General features: G+C 67.3%; 1 protein-coding gene. It reads left to right on the top strand.

Annotated elements, in window-relative coordinates; all coding sequences use genetic code 11:
• On the top strand, nucleotides 1-300 hold a 300-nt coding region (locus tag OO70_RS50940), incomplete at both ends, for a glycoside hydrolase family 2 TIM barrel-domain containing protein (protein WP_043688546.1).

The following is a 300-nucleotide window of genomic DNA, read 5'->3' as shown; positions in this document are numbered from 1 at the left end:
AGCGACATCCGCTCCGAGATGTACGACAGCCCGCAGCGGGTCGAGCAGCGCGCCAAGGACACCAGTGACACCCGGCCGTACGTGATGATCGAGTACTCCCATGCGATGGGCAACTCCAGCGGAAACTTCAAGAAGTACTGGGACATCGTCCGCCGCTACGACGTCCTCCAGGGCGGCTGGATCTGGGACTTCGTCGACCAGTCGCTGACCTGGCCGGTCCCCGACCGCATCCTGCTGCGGGAGACCGGCCCCGGCCGGCTGCGGGGCGAGGTCGTCAACCCCAGCGGCACCTTCGACCCC

The sequence above is a fragment of the Streptomyces xylophagus genome, from assembly GCF_000716435.1.
Lineage (GTDB): Bacteria > Actinomycetota > Actinomycetes > Streptomycetales > Streptomycetaceae > Streptomyces > Streptomyces xylophagus.
The sequence above is the reverse complement of the archived record's forward strand: the minus strand, read 5'-3'. Positions and strand labels throughout refer to the sequence as shown.